The organism is Desulforhabdus sp. TSK, from assembly GCF_022836495.1.
GTDB lineage: Bacteria > Desulfobacterota > Syntrophobacteria > Syntrophobacterales > Syntrophobacteraceae > Desulforhabdus.
Genome location: NZ_BQXM01000007.1, coordinates 1 through 25,440, shown reverse-complemented (window position 1 = coordinate 25,440; position 25,440 = coordinate 1). Strand labels below are relative to the sequence as shown.

At 51.3% G+C, this 25,440-nt stretch carries 20 protein-coding genes; 1 reads left to right on the top strand and 19 read right to left on the bottom strand.

The window, feature by feature from the left end; genetic code table 11:
• Window positions 1–218: 218 nt before the first annotated feature.
• The 7 genes from MWC30_RS05870 to MWC30_RS05840 all read right to left on the bottom strand — a co-directional run bounded on the left by MWC30_RS05870 (window position 219) and on the right by MWC30_RS05840 (window position 8,271).
• Window positions 219–941, bottom strand: coding sequence for a PEP-CTERM sorting domain-containing protein (locus MWC30_RS05870; RefSeq protein WP_244083226.1), 723 nt, complete (start codon window positions 939–941; stop codon window positions 219–221).
• Window positions 942–1,380: 439 nt separating this feature from the next.
• A complete protein-coding gene (gene prsR, locus MWC30_RS05865; protein WP_244083225.1) occupies window positions 1,381–2,760 on the bottom strand; it encodes a PEP-CTERM-box response regulator transcription factor in 1,380 nt (459 codons plus the stop codon).
• A gap of 141 nt (window positions 2,761–2,901) precedes the next feature.
• On the bottom strand, window positions 2,902–3,345 hold the full coding sequence (locus MWC30_RS05860) for a hypothetical protein (protein ID WP_244083224.1): 444 nt from the start codon (window positions 3,343–3,345) through the stop codon (window positions 2,902–2,904).
• 44 nt (window positions 3,346–3,389) lie between these two features.
• Window positions 3,390–5,507 (bottom strand): XrtA/PEP-CTERM system histidine kinase PrsK, encoded by a 2,118-nt coding sequence (gene prsK, locus MWC30_RS05855; RefSeq protein ID WP_244083223.1) that lies wholly within the window; start codon window positions 5,505–5,507, stop codon window positions 3,390–3,392.
• Window positions 5,508–5,675: 168 nt separating this feature from the next.
• Window positions 5,676–7,034, bottom strand: a complete 1,359-nt coding sequence (locus MWC30_RS05850) for an MBL fold metallo-hydrolase (RefSeq protein WP_244083222.1) — start codon at window positions 7,032–7,034, stop codon at window positions 5,676–5,678.
• A gap of 230 nt (window positions 7,035–7,264) precedes the next feature.
• Window positions 7,265–7,636: a GxxExxY protein gene (locus tag MWC30_RS05845; protein ID WP_244083221.1), complete on the bottom strand. Its 372-nt coding sequence runs from the start codon at window positions 7,634–7,636 to the stop codon at window positions 7,265–7,267.
• 59 nt (window positions 7,637–7,695) lie between these two features.
• Window positions 7,696–8,271: a Uma2 family endonuclease gene (locus MWC30_RS05840; protein WP_244083220.1), complete on the bottom strand. Its 576-nt coding sequence runs from the start codon at window positions 8,269–8,271 to the stop codon at window positions 7,696–7,698.
• 264 nt (window positions 8,272–8,535) lie between these two features.
• On the opposite strand from MWC30_RS05840, the gene MWC30_RS05835 reads away from it, so the two are divergent.
• Entirely contained in the window at window positions 8,536–10,110 is a 1,575-nt protein-coding gene (locus tag MWC30_RS05835) for a HEAT repeat domain-containing protein (RefSeq protein WP_244083219.1), read from the top strand.
• Window positions 10,111–10,343: 233 nt separating this feature from the next.
• Here the strand turns inward: MWC30_RS05835 and MWC30_RS05830 are convergent, their stop codons facing one another.
• From MWC30_RS05830 to MWC30_RS05775, 12 genes are all read right to left on the bottom strand, one after another.
• On the bottom strand, window positions 10,344–12,518 hold the full coding sequence (locus MWC30_RS05830) for a tetratricopeptide repeat protein (protein WP_244083218.1): 2,175 nt from the start codon (window positions 12,516–12,518) through the stop codon (window positions 10,344–10,346).
• Between the two features lie 180 nt (window positions 12,519–12,698).
• Window positions 12,699–13,337, bottom strand: a complete 639-nt coding sequence (locus tag MWC30_RS05825; protein WP_244083217.1) for an exosortase C-terminal domain/associated protein EpsI — start codon at window positions 13,335–13,337, stop codon at window positions 12,699–12,701.
• A complete protein-coding gene (gene xrtA, locus MWC30_RS05820; RefSeq protein WP_244083216.1) occupies window positions 13,337–14,239 on the bottom strand; it encodes an exosortase A in 903 nt (300 codons plus the stop codon). Before xrtA ends, MWC30_RS05825 begins: the two co-directional genes overlap by 1 nt.
• Before the next feature lie 89 nt (window positions 14,240–14,328).
• Window positions 14,329–16,998 (bottom strand): hypothetical protein, encoded by a 2,670-nt coding sequence (locus MWC30_RS05815; RefSeq protein ID WP_244083215.1) that lies wholly within the window; start codon window positions 16,996–16,998, stop codon window positions 14,329–14,331.
• Window positions 16,999–17,096: 98 nt separating this feature from the next.
• The gene (locus tag MWC30_RS05810) at window positions 17,097–17,699 is read right to left on the bottom strand and encodes a DapH/DapD/GlmU-related protein (protein WP_244083214.1); all 603 of its coding nucleotides are present in this window, start codon (window positions 17,697–17,699) and stop codon (window positions 17,097–17,099) included.
• 2 nt (window positions 17,700–17,701) lie between these two features.
• Window positions 17,702–18,745 carry an acyltransferase gene (locus MWC30_RS05805; RefSeq protein ID WP_244083213.1) on the bottom strand — a complete coding sequence of 348 codons (1,044 nt, stop codon included), beginning with the start codon at window positions 18,743–18,745 and terminating at the stop codon, window positions 17,702–17,704.
• Window positions 18,746–18,877: 132 nt separating this feature from the next.
• Window positions 18,878–19,459 carry a DapH/DapD/GlmU-related protein gene (locus MWC30_RS05800; RefSeq protein ID WP_244083212.1) on the bottom strand — a complete coding sequence of 194 codons (582 nt, stop codon included), beginning with the start codon at window positions 19,457–19,459 and terminating at the stop codon, window positions 18,878–18,880.
• A gap of 28 nt (window positions 19,460–19,487) precedes the next feature.
• Window positions 19,488–20,975 (bottom strand): fatty acid--CoA ligase family protein, encoded by a 1,488-nt coding sequence (locus MWC30_RS05795; RefSeq protein ID WP_244083211.1) that lies wholly within the window; start codon window positions 20,973–20,975, stop codon window positions 19,488–19,490.
• Window positions 20,972–21,676, bottom strand: coding sequence for an SDR family NAD(P)-dependent oxidoreductase (locus MWC30_RS05790; RefSeq protein ID WP_244083210.1), 705 nt, complete (start codon window positions 21,674–21,676; stop codon window positions 20,972–20,974). Before MWC30_RS05790 ends, MWC30_RS05795 begins: the two co-directional genes overlap by 4 nt.
• Window positions 21,673–21,969, bottom strand: coding sequence for a hypothetical protein (locus MWC30_RS05785; RefSeq protein ID WP_244083209.1), 297 nt, complete (start codon window positions 21,967–21,969; stop codon window positions 21,673–21,675). The genes MWC30_RS05790 and MWC30_RS05785 overlap by 4 nt, the downstream gene beginning before the upstream one ends.
• Window positions 21,970–21,992: 23 nt before the next feature.
• Window positions 21,993–23,228, bottom strand: coding sequence for a transglutaminase domain-containing protein (locus tag MWC30_RS05780; RefSeq protein ID WP_244083208.1), 1,236 nt, complete (start codon window positions 23,226–23,228; stop codon window positions 21,993–21,995).
• Window positions 23,229–23,238: 10 nt separating this feature from the next.
• Window positions 23,239–24,873 (bottom strand): hypothetical protein, encoded by a 1,635-nt coding sequence (locus MWC30_RS05775; RefSeq protein ID WP_244083207.1) that lies wholly within the window; start codon window positions 24,871–24,873, stop codon window positions 23,239–23,241.
• Window positions 24,874–25,440: the final 567 nt, after the last annotated feature.

Below are 25,440 nucleotides of genomic sequence, written 5' to 3'. Positions count from 1 at the left end.
CAGATCGTTGCCGGTGTCTAAACATAAAAAGGCCCCAAATCACCTTTCCCAGTTTTTGGCTCCCGAGAAATTTCAGTATGCAAGATGCGACGGTTTTCTAACCGGGAAACTTGGAGTACCAAGAGCCGGGACATTTTTCAGGGCCACTTTATACGCTACAGTGCAAGCATAAGAGTAAAGGGAAAAACGTTTCCTTTTACTCTTATGCTTGGGAGAACTTAGAATTTCGCCTTGCTTATTTTCTTGCGGCCATAGAAAAACACACCTGCCAATCCCGAGCCCAGAAGAAGCATTGATGTTGGTTCAGGTACTGGCGTATTGACAATGTCGCCACTAAGAACTGTCGTACTTGTAAAGGGGGAACCTGGAGAAACAACTGAAGATGTAAAGGAAATATTGAAAGCTCCCTCGTACGGAACGCCTTTAGGCAGACCAAAGAGGTCAAGCAAATCATCGTTTTTCGTATCCGAGAAACCTGCACCGGCAATATTAAATTGAGTACCAGCTACGGTATTCGATATGGATACGCTAGCATGGCCAAACACCCCCGACAACAAGGTGGTATTTGCGATATCGCCGACGTCATTCAAGTCACCATCCCCGTTTATGTCGACACCACCAATGACGCTGATAGTTGAGGACGCACCTCCTCCGAAATCCCAAGGTTGACCAGTGGGGTTACCAGTTTTGAAATCTAAGCGACCACCCACAATATTGAAAGCGACGCCGTCGTTGATAAGCGTTCCGAGTCCCACGACGTTATCAACCTGTATGTTGGTCCCTTCAAGTGGATTAGCTCCTCCCAAATAAGAGATGCTACCTGTTGTCGGAGCTATGACTCCAAGATCAAGTATCGGTGCCGCATGCGCTGGTACTATAAAGAGCGTGCCGACCAATATTAGTATAGAAGCCACCGTAAAAATTTTTTTGAAAACTCGCATGTCATTCTCCTTTTTGTTGATTCACACTCTGTGATTGCACCTGTTTGCCTCCAACCTTGCTGAATTGATCTCTCATGTTCATGTTTGCTTAAAGCACATTTCTGTTCAAAAGTTACGCAATTAGAATGCCACGTTAAAAATAATTGCGAGAAGTATTCTTGATATGTTTTCAATTGTTCAAATTAACATGACTAATTAAATAAAAAATTGTGCTTCCCTAATGAGTTACGCTGGTTACCCTTTCTAACTCGAGGTTATAAATTGTAAGAGATTTCGACAAGATCAAAAACAGTCTGAGTCTTTTATTGACATTATTAATTAAATTAGTTGCTTATAATGGATCATCCAGTAATGAAAAATTGTAAATAATACCGACAAAACAGGGGGAACGAGCTTGCCTCGTTCCCCCTGTTGTAGAATCTTTGGTTTGGGACGTTGTTTAGGCTTTTGATTCATGCAGCAGTGATTTCTTGTCAATCCCCAGCTTTCCCATCAATTCATAAAGGGTAGGGCGGCTGATGCCGAGCTCTGCGGCCACACGGGTGATGTTGCCTTGATGTTTGGTCATCGCGTTCAGTATGAAATCCTTCTCCAGAGCATTGCGCGCCTCTTTAAGTCCTTTGCCGGCGTATTGGCTGTACGTGGAATCCAATTCCAGGTCTGCGGGCGTGAGCATGGCTCCACCCGTCATGATCACGGCACGTCTGATACGATTCTCGAGCTCCCGTACGTTTCCCGGCCAACTGTAACTTTCGATCATTCGAAGGGCCTGTGCGGTAAACCCCTTGATTTTTTTCTTATTGTCACCGATACATTTTTCGAGAAAGCCTTGGGCCAGAAAAACAACATCTCCTTCACGCTCCCTGAGCGGAGGCAAGGAGATAACAACGACACCCAAGCGGTAATAGAGGTCCTCTCGAAAACGCCCCTCCTGCATGGCCTGCTTGAGATCCATGTTGGTGGCTGCCAAAACACGTGCATCGGTGCTGATTTCCTGCCTTCCGCCGATCCTCACCACCTTTTGCTCCTGCAGGAACCGAAGCAGCTTCACCTGGAGGGGAAGGGGGAGGTCGCCGATTTCATCGAGAAAAAGCGTTCCACCCTGTGCCGATTCGATGCGTCCTTTCTTGAGGGCATGGGCCCCGGTGAAAGCGCCTTTTTCGTGACCGAAAAGCTCACTTTCCAGGAGATTCTCGGGAATGGCACCGCAGTTGATGGCCACGAAGGGGCCATTTCGCCTGCCGCTCAACCGGTGGATGGCGCGCGCAGCCAGCTCCTTTCCCGTGCCGCTCTCCCCTTGAATGAGCACGGACGCATCCGTGGGGGCTACTTTACGAATGGAGGCGAAAACCTCCTGGATTTGGCGGCTGTTCCCCAGCATGTCTTCGAAGGATTCGCTGCACACCTGCTGCTGAAGCATTCGGTTTTCGTGCTCCAGTTGGTAGACATGAAGTGCCCTCCGCAGGACGACCTTGAGCTCGTCTATCTCGACCGGTTTGAGGAAAAAATCGTAGGCTCCCTGCCCAACGGCTTGGAGTGCATTTTCCTTTTCGGTACGCCCCGTAAGGATAACGACTTTAGCCAGGGGGTTCTGTTCGAGGATGGCGGAGAGTGCCCAAAAGCCCTCTTCCGCGCCGTTGGGGTCCGGTGGAAGCCCGAGATCCAGGGTGACCACCGCTACCTGCTCCCGGCCGAGAACCGTGAGCGCACTTGGGCGGTCTTCGGCCAAAAACACCTCGTAGTCCTGGGCCAGGGCCCATTTCATCTGGGTGCGGATGCTTTCGTCGTCGTCGATGATGAGAAGTTTGGGTTTGGACATGGTTTTTTTGAGTAGCGTACCTATGTAGTTTTTGTCAAACCACGAAGGACACGAAGAGCACGAAGGAGAGTTCCGGCGACTGACTGTTTTTCTTCGTGCTCTTCGTGTCCTTCGTGGTTCAAAAAATAAACAGCGTGCAGCTTATGCAGCCAGTTTAGCTTTGATCGCGGCCAACTCCTGCTCAATCTTCAGGACTCGACTTTCCAGTTTCTCATGCTCATCACGTCTCACAATGACTTCGTAGAGTCGGTCGAGACGAAGGTTTGTCTTGGCAATCTCGTCCCTCAGCTCTGCACGCAGGAGGTCGATACGGGTATTGGTCTTGGATATCTCATCGCGCAGCTCCACCCGGAGGTCGTCGATCCGTTTGTTCGTGTCGTCTATTCTCTGGTTCGTAGCGTCAATGCGCTGATTGAGCTCATCGATCCGCCTGCCCTGGTCAATGAGGTGCGCGGACATATCGTCAAGTCTTTTATTGGTAAGCTGTAGCGCTACTTTGATCTCCCGATTGTCCGCTTTCATGATGTCGAGCTCGGGAAGGATGAGCTCTTGTATCGCTTTCTTTATGGCATCGGCTATTTCCATGCTGTTCTCCTTTCCCGGGATTATACAGATTGTATCGTACCCTCTCAACCCTCATCGACTCCCACCGGCAGCACGACACGAAATGTGGTCCCCTTGCCCTTTTCGCTTTCTACCTCAATCTTGCCTTGGTGGGCTTCGACGATCATCCTGGACTGGTAGAGGCCGATGCCCAAGCCGCGGCTTTTGGTGGTTTTGAAGGGATGGAAAAGCGAACGTTCCATAAATTCCCGCGTCATACCGCACCCCGTGTCGCTCACCGACAGAACGACACAGTTCTTTTCCTTTTTGGTCTCCAGGTGGATTTCACCTCCGTTGACCATGGCCTCGGAGGCGTTCAACAGCAGATTGATCAGGACTTTTTGAACCTGTTCGGGATCCATGAAGACTTTGGGCAGGACACCCAGGTCCTGGGTCAATGGGGCCTTCATGCTGCCGCTGAGTTCCGCGAGGGTGTCCGCCACCAACTGGTTGAGGTCGGCTTCCGTCCGGTGGAGCTCGATCTCCTGCTTCAGTGACGAGAGGCGGCTGCACATGCTGTTGATCTTTTCCACACTTCGCGACATGACCTTCAAGGCATCCTCGCGAAATTCGGGGTTGTCGAAATGAACCGGCAGATTTTGGAGGGTCAGAGAAAGGGTGGATGCCAGGTTCTTGAGGTCGTGAACGAAAAAAGCGGACAGGGTCTGGAAGGTTTCCATCTCTTTGGCCTGTCCCAACTGATCGAACAGCCTGCGGTTGAGAATCATCCCGGCCGTTTGGTCGCCAAGGGTTTTGAGGAGATCCAGGTCCTCTATGGTAAAGGCTTCTCCTGTCAGCCGTTCGTTCAGTGTCATGAGCCCCAGGAAATCCTTGCCGGCGGATAAGGGAACACAATAGCGGATTTCGGCATTCCCTGTCGCTGAAACGGCCGATGAAGATCCAAACCCCATGGGGCGTTCGAATTCCGAGCGACGCAGATCCAGGGGCATGGACTCCCCCCGCAGAGTGAGCATGAGGAAATCCACTTCATTTGCCGTCGCGGGGAGTGTTTCCGTTTCCGCGGGCGAGAGGGATGTCGAGCCGTAAAGCAGGGGCTTTTGCCTCGGTCCATCCAGGAGCCAGATACTGACGGAAGAGACGCCGAACGTGTCGGATACGACTTTGGCGACAGCGGTGCAGAGGTCTCTCAGGTCTCTGCGGAACATGGTTTGCTGAGTGAAATCCGTCCAGACCTTTCGGTAATCATAGAGGGGCTGGCGGAAATGACGGCTGATGAATCGCCTGGTTTCCTGGCGCAGTTGGTTGGAAAGCAAAATCACCGCTATGCCCAACAACGCCAGGAATACGAAAAAAACGTTCTGAAGAAGGGTTTCGCCCGCACCAAAGTACCTCGCGACTTTGGCCAGCACTCCGACGACCAGCAGGTAGGTTCCCACCCCCAGGAATGTTATGGAATTGTACAGAACCTCCTGGGAAATATAGACTTGGACATTTTGCATGCGGGAGCGGAGGAGTGAGAGAAGGATCAAGAGATCTGCCACAAGGAGCGCACCTGCATTGACGGGAAGGAGCAGCGGGTCCAAAATTGAATAGAGCAGTACCTGACTGCATGAAAAAATGCGAACGGCAAATAAAACACCCAGGCCCAGCAGGAGGAACTTAATCCGCCATCGCATGGTGCCGGCGGAGGCGCGCAGCGTCTTCTCCAGATTCGCCAGGATCAGTACGGACGAAAGGAGAAAGAAGACGTGAAAGCTGTACCCGGCCCAGCCGAGAGGGAAGCCTGTACTCCAGGAGATTTCGCGATCGACGTTGTGGAGAAAAATCGCCTCGGGAAAGAGGGATACCAGCACCAGCGGGAGAGCGAAAGAGGCAAGAATCAGCCATTTCCAGCGGGCGACAAAGACTTGATGGTTGTCCCGTGCAAAGCTCAAACTGAACAGCAGCCAGCTGCTCGGGACCAGAGCGGAGATGAGCAGCTTCCAATGCAGCCAGAATGCTGCCTGTTCCAGCAGTTCCGACTGAAAGGCAAAAAAGAAAAAAAGCTGCTCCAGCGCCAGGGCAAACATGCCCGTGACGAAAGCTCCCTTCATCATGGAGCGACTGTCGCGCAGCATTTCCCATACGGCCAGGCAGGCGCTGAGAAAAATTGCTGCAATGATGATGGCGTCAATAAATGTCATGGACATCATGGGGCTGATACAAAGCTCTTGGGCTGTTTTGCAGCGTTAGTTTTTTTATTTTTAAACCACGAAGAGCACGAAGGACACGAAGAAAATAGGGGGGTGCGAAAAAAACAGTTCTTACTCTTCGTGTCCTTCGTGCTCTTCGTGGTTTAAAAAAGCTTTAGGTTAAAACTCCACTCGATAACCAGAAAACACCAAAAGCCGGGCCAATGCCTCCCGTGCCGGTGCATCACCGTGGACAATTTTGATCCTCGCCGGTTTCCGCGGCATGGATTTTACCCAGTCCATCAAACCTTTCTGGTCGGCATGGGCGGAATAGCCGGAGAGGGCATGTGCCCTGGCCCTGATGTCGAAGCGCTCTCCATCGAGACAGACATATCCGCCGGGTTTGGCGGCATAGCGAACGATGTCTCTTCCGGGAGTGCCCTCCGCCTGGTATCCCACAAAAAAGATATCGTTTCGTGGGTCATCTATCCCGGCTTTGAGATGATCGATGATCCTGCCGCCCGTGCACATGCCGCTCCCGGCGATGATGACGGCTGGACCGGACATTTCCAGCAGTTTGTTGTGGTCTTCGTGCCTGGCCACTGCGTAGAGTTGATCGAAGTCAATGGGATGATCCCCTCTGTGGAGGAGGGACCTGGATTCCCTGTCCCAATACTGGCTGAGCTTCGAGTAAATCCGGGTGATCTCCAGACCGAGGGGTGAATCCAGGAAAACAGGGATGCGATTTTTTCCGGCCAGGAGGGGAAATCGCTGTTTTAGCTCAGGATTGGAAAACAGCCGGTCCATATCGTAAAGGATCTCCTGGACACGCCCGAGGGCAAAGGCGGGAATGAACACCTTTCCCCTGTCCGCCAAGGCCTGCGACAACACGGCCCCCAAGCGTTGCACCCGGTCTCCCGCAGCTTGATGGAGCGTGTCTCCGTAAGTCGATTCCAGGATCAGCACATCGCAGGCGTCCGGTGGATCGGGGTCGGGAAGGAGAGGGCGGCCTGCCGCTCCGAGGTCCCCCGAAAACAGGACGGACCAGGGAGGTTCGGCCGACTCGAAGCGGACGAAGCACGACCCGAGAATGTGTCCGGCGTTTTGCAGCTTGAATCGAACACCCTGCTTGAGGTCGAAGGTTTCACCGTATTCGAACCCCCAGGAAAGCTCGTCGATGACGCCGTTCAGCCGGTCAATTTGTGACTCCCTCAGGTGAGTAAAGCTCATGGCATCTTCCAGCATGGGCACGATGAGCAATTTCGTGGCCTCCGTCGTGATGATTTCTCCCTTGAAGCCTTTCTCCACCAGCTCCGGGATACGCCCGATGTGATCGATATGCGCATGCGTCAGAAAGAGAAAATCCACTTCAGAGGGCTTCACAGGCCATGTAGCCATATCCCGGGCGGCGTCGCCTCCCTGTACCGAGCCGCAATCCACCAGGATATTGAGGCCGTTCGCCTGCAGGAGATGACACGACCCCGTCACGCCGTATTCGGCACCGAGGTGGGTTATTTTTGGGATCTTCGAATCTTGCATTCAATGCCCTCATATGAGAGTTTGGTTCTTTAGAAAACATTTATAAACCACGAAGAGCACGAAGGAACACGAAGAAAAAGAACAAGGCATGGAAAGTTCTGATGAGCCATGTTTTCAAATGTCCCATCTATAATTTGTCAGGGCTTTTTTTCTCTTCGTGCTCTTCGTGTCCTTCGTGGTTCCAAAAATCCTGTTTTTAAACCACGAAGGACACGAAGAGCACGAAGGAGTTACAGAACATAGCGCTTGATGCCGTCTCGGAGCCTCTGGACATTGAAGTTGATGAGCAGCCCTGTCTTTATCCGGGCAAGCTTCATGTAGGTAAGAATCTGCGCTTCGTGAATGGCCTTGATGTGCTCCACGCATTTCAGTTCCAGGATGAGTGCGTCTTCGACCAGAACGTCCACCCTGTATCCGCAATCGATGTGGGCCTCTTTGTATTGGACGGGAAGGGGCCACTGAAGTTTGAACGCAATGCGATTCAGCTTGAGCTCATGGGCCAGGCACTGTTCATAAGTCGATTCGAGCAGGCCGGGGCCCAAAGCACGGTGAACCTCGATGGAGCAGCCAATCACTCGGCTTGAAAGCGCATCGAATTCCATCTTCGTGTCCTTCGTGCTCTTCGTGGTTTAAAAGAATCGCGCAGGATACGCACAAAGAATCAAGCGTCTTCCGTTTTTCCCACTTGAAACACTTCCCAAAGGTTGATGGTCACTTCCGGGATTGCATGAAGCACAAGCCCGTCCCGGGGAGAAAAGATCTCTCCTTTGCCGAACAGTCCGTCCTCTTGACGGATAAAACGTTCTACATATTCTCCGTCGGGGTCGATCAAAAGGTATTCCCGCACGCCGAATCTCTCATAGAGCGCCTTCTTTTCCCTGCGGTCCTTCAACGCTGTAGCCGGTGACATAACTTCCACAACGACATCCGGCACTCCCTGGATATTTGCCTTCGTAATCTTTGTTCCATCGCAGACAACGAAGAGGTCCGGCTGGACCACATCATGCTGAGACAAAACCACATCCGTTGGAGCGATGAAAGGAACGCACGATTTCCCCTCGAGACAGGCTTCCAGGCGGGTATAAAAGCGGGCGGCGATCTGTTGATGCCTCGTTGTCGGCGCCGGCGTCATGTCGTAGGGGCGGCCGTCGATGAGCTCCCAACGCTCTTTATTCGGCCAGGAAAGGGTGTCTGCATAAGTATATTTTTGCCCTTCATCTTTTTGAAGGAGAGGCATAAGATCCTCCTGGAAAGAAGAAAAAATCGATCGAGATGCTTGTTGATTTTCCTTCGTGTCTTTCGTGCTCATCGTGGTTTATGAAAGAATCGTAAAGGTAGAACTGACCTATGTAAAAGACTGAACCGCGAAGGGCACGAAGAGAAATTTAAAATTGAATCAAATACAGTCTTTTCCCTTGATCCGTTCGTGGTTTATAAAGAATACCATCGCTCCCCAGAATACTTACCAGAAATCATCCCTCGGAAGGAGATTCCGCATTCCATGAATAAGTCGTTCCTGGCTCTATCGATTGCCATACTATCGTTCATTTCCCATTTCTCATGCCTGGGAGGAACGCTACATGCTCAGACTGGCAGAAGCGTAGATCCCCAGACACAGAGAGTCATCGCAGCGCTGAAGCATGAGAACTGGGATATCCGCGGACGTGCTGCGTGGGCGCTTGGAAACATGAGAAGCGAAGCTGCCGTCGAGCCCTTGATTGTTACGGCGAAGTCCGATGAAAACGAGAGCGTGCGGGAACAGGCCATAGTAGCCTTGGCCAGGATAGAGGATTCCCGTGCTGTCGAACCTCTGATAGGACTCCTGGCGGACCCCAGTGGAGTGATCCGCATGCGAGCAGCGGATGCTCTCAAGAGATTCAAAGACCCGCGAGCCGTGAAGCCTCTCGTGTCCACTGCCCTTCGGGACGGGGAGGAGCCGGTCCGGGACCAGGCGATCGAGGCCTTGAAGGTTGTCAGCGACCGGGCCGAGTGTGCGGCCCTCCTGATGGCCGGCCTCAAGGAGGAAGCCCCGGCGGTTCGGAGCAATGCCCTCCAGGCACTCGCCGAAATCCACGATACGTCCATCGTGGAACCGTTGATCGCCTTCGCCTCATCAAGCCGGGATGACGCACTGCGGCGGCGGGCAACCAGCGTGCTGGGAGCCATCGATGATGCTCGGACGACGCATTATTTGCTTGCCGCGCTGGGAGACCAAAATCGGGAAGTACGGCGGAGTGCGACCGAGGCTTTGGGAAGAAGGACCGGTCCAAAGGTGGCATCGGCCCTTGTGAATGGTTTGAAAGACGAGGATTGGGAGGTGAGGATGAAGTGCGCGACTGCCTTGGGCAACATGGGGGAGAACAAGGCTGTTCCCTCGCTGATTGGGTTGCTCAAGGATGAGGAGACACTGGTTCGCATCAGTGCAGCTGAGGCCTTGGGCAAGCTGAAAAATCCGGTAGCCGCCCAGCCCCTCATGGATGCGGCCGTGGGGGATGGGCAGGAGAGTGTCCGCCGAGAGGCATGGAACGCCGTGCAGTCGATGAAGTCGGAGAGCGAGCTTATGACTGCACTGCTATCCTTTCTCGGGGAGCCGAATCCCGCCGTAAATCTCAATACCCTGACCCTGCTGGAAAAGCTGAATGATCCTCAGGCAGTGGATGGGGTCATGCGTCTTGCCTTGATGGACGAGGATGGGGAGGTGCGCCGTTATGCCGCACTGGCGCTGGCCTCCATCGCGCGCTCCGATGCTCCCAGGCTGTTGATTCCCAAGCTGCAGGACTCGGATGCGCGCGTTCGAAAACATGCGGTAGAGGCCTTGGTCAAATGCCAAGGTGAAGGAGTGGCCCAAGCCGTGATCGGAGCCCTGAACGACGAGAGCCCCGAGGTCAGGGCCTGCGCAGCACGCGTATTGGGTGTAATCAAAACACTCCAGGCCTTGAAGCCTCTCATAGAAACCCTCAAGGACGACAATGCCGCAGTGCGTGTCAGCGCTGCAAAGGCTCTTACATCAATCACTGGTGAGGATTTCGGAGCCGACTACCCGTCATGGGCCCAATGGATGGCGGAACAGCATTGAGCGTATACTGCGAACGGTTCGAATCTTGAGATTTGTAGGAGCGGCTTCCAGCCGCGATTTTATGGGGAGCCGGCTTTTTCCGTCGCGGCTGGAAGCCGCTCCTACAGGATGATCAATAAGTCAAGATCTCACCCGTTTGGTGTATATTTCCTGTCTCCAGCTCTTATTTGCCCTTGTCAGCGTCAGTCTGCGCCTGCCAGCGTTTTCAGCGTCCTATAATAGTTATTCGATCTTTACTTGATCGTTTCCAGGACACGCTTGGCCTCATCCTTACCGGTAAACTGTGCCTCCCCCTTCATTGCGCGGGTCAGCGCCTGCTTCGCCTCGTTATTACGCTGGAGCTTGTAGTAGATCATCCCGAGATGATACTGCACTTCCTGATTGTCCTGCAATTTGTCCGCGCTCTCTTTGGCATATTCCAAGGCTCGTTGGTAGTCGCCCTTGTGATAGAGCGTCCATGCCAGCGTGTCTGAAATACTGGCGTCTTCGGGGGCGGCTTCATGGGCCTTTGTTGCCAGGGCAACCGCCTTGTCCATGTCTCCACCAGTCATGGTGTAGAGGTAAGCCAGGTTGTTGGCGGCAGGCACAAAATCGGGGTTGATGGAAAGAATCTTTTCGTATGCTTCCTGAGCCTTCGCCAGGTTTTCCCTGCGCTGATGAATGATGCCGGTGATCATGAGGGCACTGACGTTCTTGGGGTTTTTGGCAAACGCTTCCTCAAAGCGTGCGATGGCTTCGTCGTCTCTGCCCGTGGCTGCATAGATCTGTCCCAGGGCGAAGTAGGCGTCGGCCAGGTTTGGGTCCATTTCGATAGTTTTCATGAAGGTCGCTTCGGCATTGGCCGTGTCGCCCTTCATCATATACACCCGGCCCAAAATGAAATGGAGAGGGGCGGAGCTGGGAGCGAGCGAAAGCTGGAACTTGACGCGCTCCAGCGCGGCGTCGGGCTTCTTGTCCGCGAAGTCCATGGCGATCAGTTCTGTCAGCGGGTCGACGAATGCCGGCGCCATCACCACCGCAGCCTCGAACTGTTTTTTTGCTTCGGCCTTCTTTCCCTGTCGATTCAGAACCCGGCCCAGAAACAGCAGCATCTTCGGATCCTTGGGTGCCGCTGCAACGGCCTCGCGCAGAGCCGCTTCCGCCTTGTCCAGATCTTCCTGTCCGACATAGGCTGCGCCCAGGAGCATATGGGCGGCCGCCAGTTTGGGCTGCTTGGCGAGGACTTTGTTGAGAGCTTCAATGGCGGCGGGGTAGGAGCCCGTCTGGATATCGAGCTCTGCAAGGCGCAGGGTGGCTTCCGTAAAGTTGGGATCTGCGTTGAGGGCCTCTTTGAGCTCCGCTTTGGCCCTGAGCACGTCGCCGGCCTGGAGCTGTGCCTGGGCGAGGAGAGTGCGGGCTTGAGGAACACCGGGATTCAGCTTGACGATGTCCTGAAACGTCTGCACAGCCTCCGCCGTCTGGTTTTTGGCCAGATAGACCCTTCCCTGGAGCAGCCTGGCGTCGATATCATTGGCCTCCTTCTTGAGTATCGGGTCAAGATATTTCATGACCTCATCGTAGTTGCCCTGTGCAAAGGCGATCTGAGCCATTCGGCGCCATGCCGGGAGAAAGTCTGGTGCTTTTTCCGTGGATTCGGTGAGTATCTGTTTTGCTTCAGCGGGCTTGTTGACGAGCAGGTAGAAGTCGGCCAGGCGTATCCGCTCGGGGGAGCCAACGGCGGCGAGCTCGGCAGCAGTTTTGAATTCCGCCTCAGCCTGCTCGGCATCCCGTTTCGCGATATACAGGTTCCCTAGGGCCGTGTGGGCTTCGGCCGATTTGGGGTCCTGTGAGGCGGCCTGTTTGAAGTACTTTTCGGCATTGCCGAGGTCGCCTTTGCGTACGTAGAGCATGCCCAGCCCCAGGTTGAACTTCGGGCTGTCGCCGTGGTCCTTCATGGCGGCTTGAAGCTTCTCGATCGAGGCGTCCAGCTCTTCGGGAGTGTTGGACGCTCCGGCAAACAGGAGCAGCGCATCGAGACTCTTCGGGTCCTTTTCCAGGACGAACTCGGCTTCCTGGCGTGCTTCGTCGGGCTTGCGCCCCAGGAGATCGATCATTCCCAGCTTGAGTCTTACGTCTCCATTTGCCGGGTCAAGCTCCTTGGCCTGGGTGAGGAGCCTGTAGGCCTGCTCCATTTCACCGAGTGCGAAGTGCGACAGTCCGAGCCGTGCCGTGGCATGAGCGTTCTTCGGATCGATTCTGAGCACGTTCTTGTACTCGATGACGGCTTCCTTGTACTTCTGCTCGGTGAAATAACTGTCTCCGCTCTTGAGATACCGGGCCTTCTTGGCTTCGCTCGACCAACCGCAGCCGGAGACGGCAACGCCGACAAGAACGAAAAAAAGAATAAGGCGACAGATACGTTGTTGCATGAGGTATGATCTCCTTTCTGTCAGGGAGTGTGAGACTCCAATGAAATCTTTTGATAAACCACGAAGAGCACGAAGGACACGAAGAAAAAGGATCCGTATGAATGTATCGTTTTTCTTCGTGTCCTTCGTGCTCTTCGTGGTTAAAAAAAATCAATTAATAAAAAAAATCAATTGCAGCACCTACTGCGGGAGAAATTCCAAAAGCACCGGATAAAGCCCTTGCACGTAGCGCACCAGCATTTCCTTCGTCTCGGCAACGCTTCCATGTACCGGGCTGATGACGCGAACGATGGCCCCGTCGCTGCGGTTGTAGAGAAGGGAGTTTTTCACCATTTGGATTTTCGCCGAGAGCTCCGCTGCGTTGACGATTCCTCGAGACTGGTACCAATACAGGGCGAGCTGCTGTTCACGATCCTTTTGGAGGAGGTAGCTGTTGATGGTAATGGGCGAGTAGGGTGGAGCGAGCGGCACCGTGATCTTCGAATCCTCGACCGGTTCCCACCCACTGCCGGGCAGGCAGTTTTTCGGCGAGTGGATTTGGGCGCCCTTGCGTTGGGAATTCCAGTAGCCGATGTACAGCCAGAGACTTTGGCCCTGCGGCCCCACAAAGTGCAGATTGGTGTAGTCGTTCAACTTAAGGATATCGAGAGACTTGTAGTCGAAGGGAGAAAACTCACGCGCCTGCCACCCGGCAATGGTTGAGGGAAAATCGCGGAGTGGCTTGTTGGCAGGCGCAAGATCGCCATGAGACCTGGCCTGAAGGAAGAGAAACGTGGCCAGGAGGAGACCGCAGGATACCATCAGACGATATTTCTGCATCAGCCCGCCTCCCTTTGCCTGAAACGCTGCCCCAACGCAATCAGCGCATGAACGCATGCCAATCCAATGAAAGCCACCAGAAAGATCAGCCAGCCTAAAAGGGTGTGGTAAAAGCCTTCGGCGTATTGAAGCCCGAGATACTGCACGATGAGTCCCGTGACGATCACCCGAACGGAATTGGCGGCTATGGTGATGGGAACGGCGGCGATGGCCAGAAGCAGGCGGGGGCCTATGGATTTGAAGGCAAAGTATCCCCAGACGACGGCGATCATCAAGAGGGACACCAGAGATCGGATGCCGCTGCAGGCTTCCGTTACTCCCAGGCTGTAGTGGCTCAGGTGCAGCACATTGCCGTCGAGCAGGACGGGAACCCCCAGCAGGTCCAATGCCCAGGCGGCGTTCTGCGCGGCCAGGTTCTGGAGGGGGAAAGTGATGGCGTTGAAAAGAATGACCGGCAGTGGGATCATGAACACCAGGAAGAACAGGGGGAAGGACCAGAGCTTGAAAGCTTGAACGCCGAGGTTGAACAGCACGAGCCCGCTCAGCATAACAATCAGCGAGGTTCGTGTTGTAAGGTATTCAGCCCCTATTTCGCCAAGAATCAGCATGCCTATCCCCAAGAGCAGGACAGGTAATCCGAGCCAGGAGCCATGGAAGTTCATGGATTTCAATCGGCTCCGTTGCTCCCATACCAGATAAGCCGAAAAGAGGGGAACTAAGAACCCGTGGGAATAGTTGGGGTCGTTGGACCAATCCTCCACCATCTCGGCAACAACCCTGAAGTACAGGCAGACACCGAGTGCCGTGAGAATGAGCACAACAACAAACAGCGACCAGTCTATTCCATGATCTTTTTCCTGCTCCACCTGGAGCAACTTTCCGTTTTCTACCTTGCTTTCCATAGATGATCATACCCCAGGGGTTTCAAGATGCCCAAAAAACTCCAAAGTAGGGCTGGTAAGATTTCAATGAATAAATTCAAAATATTAAATTATATTTGTAGCCGCAGCTTGGCGGAATGCAGCTCTTTCTTTAAAGACGTGTTACCCAAAACTTTTGCCAGATGGGCCAGGGGAGTGATCCGTGTACGCCTTTCCGTGTGAGTTTCCATCCCAGCCGGCCCATAGTTCAGGTCTCTGGATGCCACGGCTTCCGGAAAATCCAGGGAACTGATGATATCCATATGAACCATGCCGTTTGACATGAGTATGGCGATCGGTCGAGTGAGCTCCCGCGATGGGAAATCTTTCACCTGATCGATGCTGATCCTGAAAAAGAATCGGCTCTTGCTGAGCAGCTTGCTGCGCAGCGGCTCGGGCGAGTACAGCGCTGCATGGGCCAGCACATCGGCCTTTCGGATGTCCTGGGCTGCCCAGGTTTCGTTGGGGAATTCCAGGATCTCGGGTTTTTCCAGGTAGGGATACTCGTGTTCGAGCATCCATGCAGCGTATTTCAGCAGCACCGATCGTCCATACCAAAAGGATCTATCCAGGCGTCCCGATGACCTCTTGATATCCAGGTAACGCCCCAGGGCTTGCAAAAAGATGTTGTACATCCAGCGGTACTCGGCATTCAGGAGATCCCTGGCTTCGATGTCGTCTTCCGGAGAGACGCAGTCCTTGATGAGCCGCTCAGCCCAGTCCATGTAGCGACGATCCTCAGAGACCAGAAACCCATCCAGCAGCGTATTCAAAGCGTTCCCCGTGGCTCGCCCCGGCCCCTCGAAGCCATAGGGCGTGAGCCCCCCCTCCGAAACCCTATTCAATATCGCTTTGAGTGCCCGTCTCAGCTCCTTGGCTGCCAGGAGACCCGCTTCAACCAGAGTATCCGGTCCTTCCAGTCCTCGAACAACGTAATCCGCCAGCTCCAGAACGCCTTCTTTGAACCGCGCTTCGCCGGTCAACCAGTATAGGTAAAGCAATCCGGTGGCGTAATTGTGCTCATAGGCCGGGCCTCCGCCGACGAACCTGGGGTCTTTCCATTCGCGGTGCTTGCGTGACGACGACCGGTGAGAGCTCGTTGCGGCATCCAGATAGTGATCCGTGTGCCAGAACATCCCGTGATTGAACTGGTACCTGTCTTCGCCTGTGTGGTAGATGTCGATATCCAGGACGTGGTCCGCAAGCTCCACAGCGAGCTGATGCCAGGATGCTTCACCTGTTCTCATGAATTGAACCAGTGCGCCTTTGACGACATCATACTGGTTGTTGTAATGGGACACAAACTCATTGGGGCCCTCGTGAAAGGCAGCTTCATGGTCCGCATAGAGATCGCCGAAATTCCGCCATCCGTACTCGTCGATGACCTCCCTGCGGGCAAAAAAGGATCGTTCCCCCTTCACTGCTACATCGATGAGTTGCTGATAGGCTTGAAAGCCTTCATCCTCCTCAGCAGCCCGGTTCCAAGAAACAAGCTTTGGACATGCGCCCGATTTGAAGTACCATTCAGGATCTATCGACGGCAGCAACGGTTCATGAATCCAGTCCAGACACCCGACATCCGCAGCCCCATGCCCCACATGCAGATAAAGAGTGTGAGTCTTCTGTTCCCCGCCCTGCAGCTCGAACAGGTCGTTAAAGCGTTCGGGGAAGAGACCTATTTTGATACGGTTCTGAGACGCTTCAAAAGCTTTTGGAAAGTTTTGCCAGAAACCCTTGACGCTCGCCGCCGCGAAGACCTCATCTCCCTGCAAGGCCACAGAAGGCGTGGCGCGCAGCCCTTGCTGCAGCACACGCTCTCCATTCAGCACCCTGTAGCCTCTGAAAGTGACAGGAATCTTTTCATCCTTGTTGATATGGTTGTGGGATCGCCAGTTTTCTCCACCGCTGGAATCCTGGTAGATGGAGAGATTCCCGACTACGCTTTGCTTCTGCCCCCCCACATCGAGAGCGTAACAGCCGACGTGATCAGAACCGGCTGCAACTCCTAACTCCAGCCTCAAATTACGGAAGAGAATGGAGTTCGGGTCGCCGAGGTCCCAAACTCCTCCCGCATGGCGGCCAGCCCTGGGGTTCCACGCGGTGAAATCCACGCGGACTGTTCCCTTTCCCGCATAAAAATGCAGCCGGGATTTGAATCGCAGCGGATGAACAACTGATCCACTGGCAAAGGCCCCTTCAAACGCCACTACCATTCTCAACGGATTGCGCTGTTCTACACGCCAGTCCAGCACCTGCGGATGCCACCCCTTACCCTCTGCGTCGAGGAGCGTAATGCGGGACGACTCAATGATCTGTGATCCGCCGACGTGGACTCGACTGAAGGGCATGAACGAAGTCGGATCAAGGTGAAGCTCCGCTTCACCGCAGTGAATGGAGATATTTCCTGCCTCTCCTTCTATATCGAGTCTTCCGATCTGCGACTCCTCACCCGACTCTTGAAATTTCGACCCTGGCGAATGGACCAGAATTTCGATGCGCTTCTTCTCATTGGCCGCCAACGAAACCTGCATATCGATGAGCAGCCATTTGATGCTGCCGTCCTCCCACCTGGCGAGGGGAGTCGCTGCCGTGGCAATGGGCTGGCCTCCGTCTGTGACGGCAACAGAAGACGGCGACTGAAGAACGCCGTGGGGAAAAGGTACCCCAAAGGTGACAGGCTCACGCTCCCGTGCAAACCCCGCATGCTCCAAAAATTCTATGACCAACCTCTCGTCCTTCATACTTGACTCACCACAGTCATCTTTTAGACAGGATCAACAGGATGGACAGGATAAAAGACTTTTTTTGTTTTCTATCCTGTCCATCCCGTTAATCCTGTCTAATATCTTTTAGTCTCTTCCCCACGACCGGCTCGGTACCTTACGATGCGAGCGGGGTTGCCGACGGCGATGGCATAATCAGGTAGAGGCTTCACCACCACCGCTCCTGCCCCTATGATACATTTCCGGCCTACATCCGTAGCGATGATCGCCCCGTTCCCGATCCAGGTATCCTCTCCGATGGTGACCTTCGAAAACTCACGCGGCTGATCTTTTATGGGCGTGTCCAGGTCGTCGAAGCTGTGCTGTTTGAGACCGCTCAAGATATGGACGGAGCTCCCAATCATGCAATTTTCGCCGATTTCGGCGTATCCAATGTCACAGCTTCTGCCCATGTAGACCCCGTTCCCGATAACGACCCTAGGGTCCGAAAAGGTTGTTCCGAAGCTGATGCAGCAGTCTTCCAGTCTCAGGCCCGTGTGCCACTGTAGAAACGCTCTCCGAAACCATTCGCCTGTCAAACCCGGGACCAGCGACACCCACTGGGTCACCATGCCGAAGGCCTTCATTTCCCCCACACAGAGGGCCTCGAGCCTGTAAATCAGCAGCACCGGCAGGGACAGCACCCGCATGACCACCGAGACGATGCGTTTAATCGTCATCTTCATTGTTCGAAAAGCGCACTCCCTTTCTCCCACACCCTCTCTCTCAAACGATTCGGTTTCACAATGCGCAAAACAACCTCGGAAAAAAGTCCAATTCCCCCATACATGAGAAGAATCATCACGCTCTTCTTGAGCCACACCATGGGGATGACCCTGTAAACCCAGGAATGGAAGGCATACAAAAAAGGCATGTGTAGAATAAAAATCAGTAGAGTGTTTCTTGAAAAAAACCTGACCACCCCATTCGCTTGGATACGCCGAAAGATCTGAAAAAGAAGCAGGACATGAAACAGGTACAAGAAGGAGATCATTCCGGAACGAGCCAACAGGCTGAAGACCGTCGCTTCCCCGGGAAAATCACGAAATGGAAACGACTTGTCGAGGTTGTACGGGTTGAAGACCGTCGCCCATACAAACAGCGACAAAAACCAAAGCGGCGCCAGGAGAGATAACGCCGCCTTGCCATCGAGATCCCCTCGATCCCTCAAATACATGCCCAGCAGAAAGACCGTGGCCCAGTTGGGCAGAATCATGTAGGCAGTGTAGTTGTACCCCGTGTACATGATGGCGGCCCGCAGCCCTATCTCCACGACCAGAGCCAGGCCCAACCCACAGAAAGGTACGTTCCTGCCCTGCAAAAAGAAGCACCAAATCAGAATGACATGTACATAAGTCCCGATATACCAGGTTGTGGGATTGGCGGGAAAATAGTTGAGAAAAACGTTTATTCCCATCATGAACGGCAAATAATTGCTTGGATTCAAATCCCTCTGTGCCAGGAACACTATCCCACTCAGCAAGACTGCAGAACCGATCCCGAACAAATAGACCGGGAAGAGCCGATTGAACGCAACCCGCCAACGCGGTCTTTCCTCGTTGGCAAGACTCCAGCCCATGACGAAAATAAAAAGCGCCACCCCTAGCTGTTTGGGATAGATCGGCTGGGTGAACTGATTGAAGGGAGGGCCAACAACGTGACCGAACACGATGAGAAACATCCCCACGCTTTTCAGCCAGTCTACAAAATTGATTCTTTGAGGCATTCTTTTTTCTCGACAGGATTAACAGGATCTACAGGATTCGATTCTTGATTATTCCACAGGTGAGTTGGTTTATCTTCCTTTTCAAAAATATTCAGCTCTCATCCTGTCTATCCTGTTAATCCTGTCTAATTTCTAAAGATTTCTAACGAAGCGTGCAGGGTTGCCGGCAACGACAATATTGGCCTTTATGTTGGATGAAACGACACTTCCGGCCGCAACCATGCTCCCGTCCCCCACATCGGCCATCACGACGGCGCCTTCGCCGATCCAAGCATCTCGACCGATCTTGATCTGGATCATTTGTGACGGATCAAAGGGTGCCCAGCTGCCGTCCTCCCTGCGGCTATGGAGATACCCGCCGCTGAGCAAGCTTGCCCGGCTCCCGATGAGGCACCTTTCCCCCAAGTGCGCTGAGCCGATCAGAGCATAGAGCCCGACATAGGCATTTTTTTCCACTATAGTCGCTCGATGTGTGAAAATAGCCCCGAATCCTATGTAGCATTCCGGAGAGCATCGTTCGAGGGTGAGGGTATAAAAGGCGCGGCGGATGAAGAGGCCGGGAGTGCCGGGCAGGATTGAAAACAGGTGGGACCAGAAGAGAAAGAAGGCTTCGGAATGATCGCACAAGCTCCCTTCGGCCCAGCAGATAGCGGCACAGGGGAGGACTAGAAGCTGGGAAATTCGGATGAAGAAGAGTTTGAGAAGACGCTTCATGTCTTTGAATCCAACCCAGAGATGCTTCTTAATCTTCCGCGCTCTTCCGCATTCTTTTGAACCGCTCGCTGTGCAGAGGGCCTTCCGCCAGCAGCACCTTACTCGGCACCTTGTAGGCCTGCAGACGCGATTTGCAAAACTGCCGCATCTGCGACTTGAATTCCTTCAGTGGCATGGGCTCTTTGAGGCTAACCTTTGCCGCCACGATTTTTCCCGTGATGGCATGATCCATCCCGAAAACCACGGCATCCTTTACCGCATCCATTTCCAACAGCACACTTTCCACCTCTGCAGGAAAGACCTTGTAGCCTCCGACGTTGATGATTTCGCTGTCTCTCCCGAGGATCCTGATCCAGACGCCATCCTGCAGGACTTGGTCGCCTGTATCGAAGTAGCCTTCTGCATCGAAAGGGCAGGGGGCGTTCAGATACCCGAGCATGGCGTACCTGGACTTGATGCAGAGTCGGCCATCGACAATTTTGGTTTGAAAGCCTTCCCCTCCCACCTTGACCCAGAGGGATTGGGAATCTCTGGATTTAGACTGTAAGATGCCCAGTTCGGAAAGCCCATAAGTCTGCTGCAGCCTCGCATGGGGCAATTCTGCCGCCAAACGCTGAAGAGTGCTTTCGGGCATGGGTTCGGTTCCGTAGGTGATCAGTTTGAGGGAAGAAAGGTCCCAGTTGCGCTGTTCGCCAGAAAGGAGCAGCAGATTCAGGAAGGTGGGGGAGGTGGGGAGCAGTTCGGCTCGATGCTGCTGAATCGCACGGCATACAGTTGCTGGGCTGCGGTCGGCGGGAACGATGATGGTTCCCCCGTTGGATAAAGTGTAAATCAAGGTATTTATCCCGCCTATATGATCAAGTTGAAGAAAGACGATGGTTCGCCATGCCTGCCGCGAGGCCTTGAACTTTTCGAAAAGTGAGCCCAGGTCGTGGACGGCAGCCTTGCTCTTTCCCGTAGAACCCGAGGAGAACAAGACCAGTCCTGGAGACTGCCTCTTCCGGATCTCTGCATACAGCGGGTGATCTGCGGCATCACCGGCCTCCGGTACTGTCATGATCTCGTAAGATGTTGTAAGTCTCCCCCTCTCGTCATTCCGGCGGAAGCCGGAATCCAGTTTTTTTAACGGGGCCTGCCGTTCCTCTTTCACTGGACTGTTGGAGCCGGAACCTTTTCCAAAATCTTCCACCCTCAGTCCTTCGATAGCCAATCGAACATGACACCCGCTCGCCGCCAGCTTCCGAAATTCCTCATGATGTGCCGTAGAGTCGGCCGAAAGGGGAACGATGATATTTTTGTTTTCCGCCAAAGCTAAAAAGAGTGCTATGGACTCTGCGGAATAATCCCCGTCGAAAGAGACCACTGCCCCTCGCTCAATTTGCTCCTCCCGAAGTCGCTTGCGCCAGATTTCTATTTGTTCCAGCAAGTGCCGATAGTTCGTCACGGAAGAACCGGATGCGACCGCTTCCCGGTCTTTGAAACTTTCCAGCTTATCCAGAAGGAATTCCATTGTCATGATATTCCTCCGAGGTAAATCGTCTGGCCTGTAATCATCCCGCTTTCCGGCCTCAGAAAGAATTCGACGACATTGATAACATCCTGAGGAGTTGCCATGCGTTTGATGGCTTGCGCCTGAATCAGCTTCTGGATCTTCTCTTCCCCAACGCCTTTGATGAGGTCCGTTGCGATGGGAGAAGGACCGACTGCGTTGCAGGTAATGCCAAACCCTCCCAGTTCCTTAGCCATGATGCGTGTGAGGGTTTCAACCGCGCTCTTGGATGCTGCATAGGCCGCCTCGCCTTCCAAATTGAGGGGAACGGCTACTGTAGACAGGTTGATGATCCGTGGTGCCTTGGACTTTCTCAGGAGACCGATAGCCCTCTGGCTGCAGGAAAAGGTGCCGAAATAATTGACTTCCATGATCTTTCTTGCAGTCTCCAGGGGAGTCAGTGCGAACGCGTTCATGCTTGCAATCCCGACGTTATTGATCAACGCATCGAGTCGGCCGAAATCTTGCCTTATCCTGAAGAAAACCTCTTTGATACCTTTAGCGTCAGTCACATCCAGGCAAAAATGGTGGTAGTTGTCGTGGGTAAGATCGGTGGGCGAACGAGCACAGCCAAAAACGATATCCCCCTCGTCAAGGAAATGACGAGCGAGTTTATCGCCCAGTCCTTTGGTTGTGCCTGTTATGAGTATCTGACGTTTTTGAGTCATTGCATGGTCTTAATCAGTAGGTCGATATAATTAACCAGAGAAGGAACATCTTTAAAGGGGCTCCTTGCTACGGAAACTGCATGTTCATCAGTTAGGGAAATTTCTACTCCCTGGTCCTGCAGAGTTTCTTCGACTTGTATCAGTAGCGCAACTAGATTCATGGAGTCTAATTGGCCATCTTTTCCAAACAGCTTGGCATCGTGTGAGATAATTATTTTCTTATCGTCATCAAGGGTATAATTTGAAATTTCTATTGATTCTAAAACAATCCGTTCAATTAATTCTATTTCCACTATTAAGCTCCTGGTAGAGTATATTAATTAAGTTGTACTTGAAAACACATTGTACTTATTGGGCCTTTATTTTGATACTCAGTAATGGTTCGTGCATGTATATAATGAATTCCATTAGAAATATTGAAAGAAAATCGTCCATACTTATTTGTAAACCATGGATTAAGGTCTAATGAAATTTCGAAGTCGATAAAATATGGACTATATGCTGATAAATTAATATCTAAAATAATGTCATGAAGATTTTGATAAGCTTTGACTATATGAATTTCGACCACGTTGACTGGCCAATTAAAGATATTTTCATCGTCAATTTTGATTGCGGAAGTTAGAATTTTGTTGATATGCTTATTCGTTGTGTACCATGTCGCTATATCACCACTAGTTGGGCTGCCACGTCTGATATTCCGTGTACACCAATCATTACGCATATCGATATGGATATATTTGTAAAATGGGATAAGATTCGTAGGTCTCAAACTCGGTTTAATAGGCGCAAAAGACTTTATTCTAATCAAACCTTTACTATCGAGCTCTAGGCCTTGATGACAAATTTCGAACGCAGATAGAGGTATACCATTGTGCTCATAAACAATATTGAAATCGGGATCAATCACAAACCACTTTTTGTGTACGTTAGACCAAAGTTCTGCGACTGCATGCTCCCACGCGTAGCCGTTACGAGAACAAGTGACCAAGCGAGCAGGCCATCCTAAAGCAGTAGCTGCGTGGACCATTAGTCTTGCAGCAATCTCACACCAGAACTTGGCGCCCCTTTGGCCTGACTGGACGACTTGAATCGGATTGCAGACTTTGGTACCTCCAGGCACACTAGAGGTACCATGATCCCATTGCGTTCCAACCCAAGCAGCTAATCGCTGCATAGCGACGTATTCATTATCGGAATCTTTTATTGTATCTTCTAAATGATAATAATCTCGAAATTCAACTAGATATTGGGCATTTGTTCTCTCATAGACAAAAGGAATATCGTACCTATTCCTATTTTGAGTGGATGCTCTTAATACCTTGATTCCAGCAAATTGCTTTTCGACAGCTTTCCAACTTTCAATAAAATTGGAAGATTGAAAATATGTATTTCCAACGCAGTAACGTTTAGTTATGGTCGTCACAGATTGCTGATCAGAACAGTATAATTTTGCCAATGCACGAGTGATTATAACCCTTAAAAGCTGTTTAAGTAGGCTAAAAAATGAAAGTTGGTATTGTTCTAAACGCAAATATTTACGCAACGACATATAATCTGTTTTACTTATTTAACGGGGGTGCTGTTAAATTTGTTGGTGCTGAAATGAACACTTGTGGTTTAGAAGGGATTGTTATTTGGTAAACGTATATTATTGGAAGAGGATCCAACCCATTTTTGTCACCGCTATCCTGAGATATAAATAACGTTTGCGTACTTGAATCATATGCGACCCCTAGAACGCGACCATTTGGGTTGGCAAATGGAAAGTCAAAAACCCATCTGCTATAAGGTTTTAGATCCCATGGTTGATAAGGTTGACCAGTGCTTGGGTTTGTTATCGCATTTTGTACCTTTGCCAAATCGTTCGCATCATAAGCAACTGCCTGATAAATATATGGATATGCGTGTGGTCCCTTTGTGTTGTATACCAAGTCATAACAGTAAGGAACGGAGCCTTCACCAGTTGTACCGGCAATATGTATTTGCCAATTATTATAAAATCCGGTGCCTTCGCCTAAAACTTTATCCCAAGCTACATTAATTACTAAAGATGTTCCTGAATAAGATGTTACAGTTCCTGATACATGATAATTTAAATTAGCAGTTGGTTTTGCGGTTACTCCGACGCCAGCCAATATATTAAGACCGGAAGGAATTGTAAATGTAAGTTGAGCTACCTTTAATTCATTAGGTGTTACTGAAGTAACAACCTGTTCATTTGGAAATGTGTAATGTTTTGAAGCATCTGCGATATTGGAACCATAGCAAGAATCACCTTCCCCGGTAACTCCCAAACCAATTCTTCCAAAAAAAAGAATACTGCTACTTCCTGATGGAAAAACCATTCCGTTATATTCAGCGGTGCGATTGTAATATAAATTGGAGACGTCAGTATATGCTCCTAATGTTGTATGGCCGGACGGATATCCTAATAATATTTTCGCAGGGCAAGTTGTGTTTTCGGCTATAGCATCAGGGTTAAATACCCAGGCGCATGGGCCTGTAGATGATCTGCCAATGACAGAGATGGCTCCTTTTCCCGTCAATGCAGGTCCACCAAATGTTGCTTGCCATTCCTGTGGGATAGCACACATATAGCCGCCAACGAAGCCGCCGTTTACGGATGTGGGATTAATGGGATTTACGCCAACTTTTTGTAAGCCCTTAAATTGTTTCCCATCAGCTATCCAATTCGGCGAGGCCGTGAAATGCGAGTAAGTCCCTTGATAAGCACCATCGTAATAAGCATATGCTGATCCCACTAACTTATTATTATAAAGTAAAAAGCCGCCAGGAACACCTCCGTTTGTTATCGGAGTTCTATCCTCTTTTAAATTATCATAGTTCCCGCTCGTGAGATCCACAGGATATTGTAATAAAGTTGCAGTATTTAAATCTGATATGTTATTGCTTATAATAGGTTTTGGTATAGATAGCTCAAGTATAAGTCGTTCATAAGTGGAAATATATAATGAGTTTCTAGTTTTATTATAGGTTAAGCAGCCTCCTCCAAAGCCAAGAGTATTGGATCTTTTTGATTCACCGCCAAGATTACCAGCTGGAACTCTAAATGCACCTTTGTATACTAGATTTTCTTTCTGAAGTAATGGTCCTATTTCGGCAGAATGTGAATAATTGTCTGTATAAGTGAATGCGCACACTACTAAAACCAAAAAGAATAATCTTCTATACATTTTTAATCTCCCCCTCTGAAGTAATTTGTTCGTGATTGGTCTGAAATGAATAAAATTGAAGAGGATTTTATGCATGATGTATGCCTTTTGGGATAAAGCTAATCTCATGTTATTTAATTTACCTTGATTATTATATTTTATACTGTTTTGAATTAAGAAGATTTTCAATTTCTGACTTACAACTTTGTCATTCTGTACACATTTTTAGATTTAGAACTTTTAGAATCGCTCAAATTTGTGACCGTTCAGGGGTAAAGTTGTTGAAATCTAAGTATATTGTTTCAGACTTAAATGAGGGTTGGTCATAATTAGAAAAACCGCGCCAGGACTTGCTTGAGCGCGGTTACCCAATGTTGTTGAGTTAAGTACCCAAGCAAATGTTTTCAAACAAAGTTGATATGATGAACGAAATCGGATAAGTGATATTACGATGTTAATAACAAAGCCTCTACGAGGAGCCTGCGTGAAGTACGTAAAGCCATTATCCGAAGCCGAATTGATCACACTTCGAGAAATGTGTGAGCACCACTCATCTCGTCGAGCCCGCATGCGGGCATTTGCACTGAT

Coding starts and splice junctions, on each gene's coding strand:
- MWC30_RS05870 (WP_244083226.1), bottom strand. CDS start 941: ATGCGAGTTTTCAAAAAAATTTTTACGGTGGCTTCTATACTAATATTG.
- prsR (WP_244083225.1), bottom strand. CDS start 2,760: ATGTCCAAACCCAAACTTCTCATCATCGACGACGACGAAAGCATCCGC.
- MWC30_RS05860 (WP_244083224.1), bottom strand. CDS start 3,345: ATGGAAATAGCCGATGCCATAAAGAAAGCGATACAAGAGCTCATCCTT.
- prsK (WP_244083223.1), bottom strand. CDS start 5,507: ATGACATTTATTGACGCCATCATCATTGCAGCAATTTTTCTCAGCGCC.
- MWC30_RS05850 (WP_244083222.1), bottom strand. CDS start 7,034: ATGCAAGATTCGAAGATCCCAAAAATAACCCACCTCGGTGCCGAATAC.
- MWC30_RS05845 (WP_244083221.1), bottom strand. CDS start 7,636: ATGGAATTCGATGCGCTTTCAAGCCGAGTGATTGGCTGCTCCATCGAG.
- MWC30_RS05840 (WP_244083220.1), bottom strand. CDS start 8,271: ATGCCTCTCCTTCAAAAAGATGAAGGGCAAAAATATACTTATGCAGAC.
- MWC30_RS05835 (WP_244083219.1), top strand. CDS start 8,536: ATGAATAAGTCGTTCCTGGCTCTATCGATTGCCATACTATCGTTCATT.
- MWC30_RS05830 (WP_244083218.1), bottom strand. CDS start 12,518: ATGCAACAACGTATCTGTCGCCTTATTCTTTTTTTCGTTCTTGTCGGC.
- MWC30_RS05825 (WP_244083217.1), bottom strand. CDS start 13,337: ATGCAGAAATATCGTCTGATGGTATCCTGCGGTCTCCTCCTGGCCACG.
- xrtA (WP_244083216.1), bottom strand. CDS start 14,239: ATGGAAAGCAAGGTAGAAAACGGAAAGTTGCTCCAGGTGGAGCAGGAA.
- MWC30_RS05815 (WP_244083215.1), bottom strand. CDS start 16,998: ATGAAGGACGAGAGGTTGGTCATAGAATTTTTGGAGCATGCGGGGTTT.
- MWC30_RS05810 (WP_244083214.1), bottom strand. CDS start 17,699: ATGACGATTAAACGCATCGTCTCGGTGGTCATGCGGGTGCTGTCCCTG.
- MWC30_RS05805 (WP_244083213.1), bottom strand. CDS start 18,745: ATGCCTCAAAGAATCAATTTTGTAGACTGGCTGAAAAGCGTGGGGATG.
- MWC30_RS05800 (WP_244083212.1), bottom strand. CDS start 19,459: ATGAAGCGTCTTCTCAAACTCTTCTTCATCCGAATTTCCCAGCTTCTA.
- MWC30_RS05795 (WP_244083211.1), bottom strand. CDS start 20,975: ATGACAATGGAATTCCTTCTGGATAAGCTGGAAAGTTTCAAAGACCGG.
- MWC30_RS05790 (WP_244083210.1), bottom strand. CDS start 21,676: ATGACTCAAAAACGTCAGATACTCATAACAGGCACAACCAAAGGACTG.
- MWC30_RS05780 (WP_244083208.1), bottom strand. CDS start 23,228: ATGTCGTTGCGTAAATATTTGCGTTTAGAACAATACCAACTTTCATTT.
- MWC30_RS05775 (WP_244083207.1), bottom strand. CDS start 24,873: ATGTATAGAAGATTATTCTTTTTGGTTTTAGTAGTGTGCGCATTCACT.